This window comes from Caulobacter sp. AP07 (assembly GCF_000281955.1).
Classification (GTDB): Bacteria; Pseudomonadota; Alphaproteobacteria; order Caulobacterales; family Caulobacteraceae; genus Caulobacter.
Genome location: NZ_AKKF01000236.1, coordinates 1 through 2781, shown reverse-complemented (window position 1 = coordinate 2781; position 2781 = coordinate 1). Strand labels below are relative to the sequence as shown.

4 protein-coding genes and 1 pseudogene are annotated in these 2781 nt (G+C 69.6%); 4 read left to right on the top strand and 1 reads right to left on the bottom strand.

Annotated elements, in window-relative coordinates; genetic code table 11:
* The first annotated feature begins 122 nt into the window (after positions 1 to 122).
* Complete coding sequence (locus PMI01_RS20940; RefSeq protein ID WP_007673778.1) at positions 123 to 668, top strand: hypothetical protein; 546 nt, start codon at positions 123 to 125, stop codon at positions 666 to 668.
* 19 nt (positions 669 to 687) lie between these two features.
* Positions 688 to 762 (top strand): annotated as a pseudogene (locus tag PMI01_RS28255) (hypothetical protein); the annotation flags it as partial.
* A gap of 73 nt (positions 763 to 835) precedes the next feature.
* Here PMI01_RS28255 and PMI01_RS20935 read toward each other — a convergent pair.
* Positions 836 to 1045 carry a hypothetical protein gene (locus tag PMI01_RS20935; protein WP_007673776.1) on the bottom strand — a complete coding sequence of 70 codons (210 nt, stop codon included), beginning with the start codon at positions 1043 to 1045 and terminating at the stop codon, positions 836 to 838.
* A 160-nt stretch (positions 1046 to 1205) separates the two neighbouring features.
* Here PMI01_RS20935 and PMI01_RS20930 point away from each other — a divergent pair, with 160 nt between their 5' ends.
* Together PMI01_RS20930 and PMI01_RS20925 are read left to right on the top strand one after the other, a co-directional pair.
* Positions 1206 to 1643, top strand: a complete 438-nt coding sequence (locus tag PMI01_RS20930) for a TIGR02301 family protein (protein WP_035037557.1) — start codon at positions 1206 to 1208, stop codon at positions 1641 to 1643.
* 34 nt (positions 1644 to 1677) lie between these two features.
* Positions 1678 to 2634, top strand: coding sequence for an SPFH domain-containing protein (locus PMI01_RS20925; RefSeq protein WP_007673772.1), 957 nt, complete (start codon positions 1678 to 1680; stop codon positions 2632 to 2634).
* Positions 2635 to 2781 lie beyond the last annotated feature (147 nt).

The window sequence follows — 2781 nt, the reverse complement described above, 5'->3', positions numbered from 1 at the left end:
CTCCGCCCCCTATGGGGGCGGACGACCGCGAAGCGGTCCGGTGGGGGCAAGTGTGCGATTTCCGGTCGACGCGGCGGAGCTTCCGGGTCAGGCTCCCGCGGACTCTCGGGGGAGACGACACCATGCGGGACCGCGCCGTCATCCGGCATCGCCTCAGCCAGTACAGCGCCCTGTGGCTGGGCGCCTTCCTGCTGGTGCTGATCATCGCCGCCGCGGCCAGCCTGGTCGCCCGGCTGGACCTGATCGACGTGGCCGACCTGGTGCTGCCCGTGGCCTTCGTGCTGCTGGGCGGGGCGATGCTGTACGGCGTCGGGGCCACGGCGGTGGCGCGGGCCGGGCTGGGGACCAAGAGCCTGATCGTCGCCCTGGCCCTGCTGCTGATCCTGCCGCTGCTGTGGGCGCCGGTCCTGGCGGTGCTGGTGGTGGCGGCGATCGGCGGGGTGGTGATCGAATATTCCACCGCCTACGCCCACTTCCGCATCGCGGTCAGCCAGGTGGTCTATCCGCTGGTGGCGCTGTTCGCCGACAGTCCGCTGGCCGGCGCCGTCTGGGCGATCTTCCAGGTCGCGGCCTCGGTGGTGGGCTTCCTGGCCTCGGCCACGCAGGTCTTCAAGACCCTCCGGGGCTTCCTGGTCGGCGACGGGGATGGAGACGCCGAGGCGGCTTAGGGGCGGCCACTCCAACCGTTGTCATCCCGGCCGTAGCAAAGCGAAGGGCCGGGACCCAGGGGCAACCGCGATGCGCCGGCCCCTGGGTCCCGGACAGCGCTACGCGCTTCCGGGATGACAACCCTTTGGGTGCTCAATTGGAGAAGGAAGTCTCGCGCGCGGCTGCGTCAGCTCAGCAAAGTCGGCTTCAGCAGCTCGCCGGTCTCGTCCTGAAGGTGCATCTGGACCGGAAGGCCCACGCCCGTGGCCTGTTCGGCGAGGTTGCGCGCCGCGCGCTCGGCCTGGCGCCGCGTGGCGTAGGCGCCCACCCGCAGGGCGTCGCCGATAATAGCCCAAGTGTCCCCGACGCGGACGACGCCATAGTGCACTTCAGTCATGGTCGACCTCCCTGCGCTTATGTTTATCCCAACGTTATCCACAGGGTCGCTCCGATCGGTGGCCTTCGCAAGGCCTATTGGAGTCTTGGTTTGGCCACGGGGTTCGCCTAAGGCGCGCGGGACGGTGACAGGACCCTCGCCGATGGGGATAGTGCGACCCATGAACCGCCCGCTGTTTCACGCCCTCGCCGCGCTCGCCCTGCTAATCCCCGCGGCCGCCGCCGTCGCCCAGGACCGCGGTCCCGTGGAGCGCCAGAAGCTGCTCGACCTGGCCTTCACCATCGGCGAGAGCCACGCCCTGCGGCAGGTCTGCCAGGGCGCGGGCGACCAGTACTGGCGCTCGCGCATGGTGCGGCTGACCGAGGTGGAAAAGGCCGACCAGGCCTTCGACGCCCAGCTGCGCGACAAGTTCAACACCGGCTTCGCGGCTCGCCAGGGCGAGTTCCCGGCGTGCGACGACACCAGCCGGCGGGCCGAGCAGGCCGCCGCCCGCCACGGCCAGGCGATCGCCGCCCAACTGGCCCAGTCGATGCGGACCCGGGCGCCCGACGGCCAGGCGACGCCGGATTCCGTGGCGGACGACGAAGCGGCGCGCTAGTCTTCTTCCATCGGTTGTGGGAGGCGCTTTCGTAATGTCGTTTATCGTGCCGTTGGTCCTGGTGGCCCTGGCCATCTTCCTTGTCGTCAACGTGATCAAGATCGTGCCCCAGGGGCGCGAATTCACCGTCGAGCGGTTCGGCCGCTACACCCGCACCCTCAAGCCCGGCATCAGCATCCTCACCCCCTTCGTCGAGGCGATCGGCCGGCGGGTGAACATGATGGAGCAGGTGCTCGACGTCCCCCAGCAGGAGGTGATCACCAAGGACAACGTCTCGGTGAAGGTCGACGCCATCGTCTTCATCCAGGTGATGGAGGCCTCGCAGGCCGCCTACCGGGTCGACAACCTGATGTACGCCATCACCCAGCTGACCCAGACCAATCTGCGCACCGTGGTCGGCTCGATGGAGCTGGACGAGGTGCTGAGCCAGCGCGACCTGATCAACACCCGGCTGCTGGCCACCATCGACCACGCCACCAACCCCTGGGGGGTCAAGGTGGCGCGCATCGAGATCAAGGACCTGACCCCGCCGGCCGACATCACCAACGCCATGGCCAGGCAGATGAAGGCCGAGCGCGAGCGGCGGGCGGTGATCACCGAGGCCGAGGGCGAGAAGCAGGCGGCCATCGCCCGGGCCGAGGGCCAGAAGCAGGCCGCCATCCTCGAGGCCGAGGGCCGCAAGGAAGCCGCCTTCCGCACCGCCGAGGCCCGCGAGCGCTCGGCCGAGGCGGAGGCCAAGGCCACCGCCTTCGTGTCGGAAGCCATCTCCAAGGGCGACGTCAACGCCATCAACTACTTCATCGCCCAGAAATACGTCGAGGCGTTCGGCGAGCTGGCCCGTTCGCCCAACGCCAAGACGGTGATCGTGCCGGCCGACTTCGCCGGCCTGACCGGCACGGTGGCGGGCGTCGCCGAGCTGGTGAAGACCCTGGGCGGCGGCGGCGACGGCTCGCGCACCATCGTGCCGCCGACGCCCAAGCGCGGAGTCTGACGTCATGGACGGCCTGATGCTGTTCTACATGACCCACCCGTTCTGGGTCTGGCTGGCGGTCGCGGCGATCTTCCTGGCGGCCGAGGTGGCCACCGGCACCGGCTGGCTGCTGTGGCCGGCCGCCAGCCAGATCGGAAGAGCGTCGTG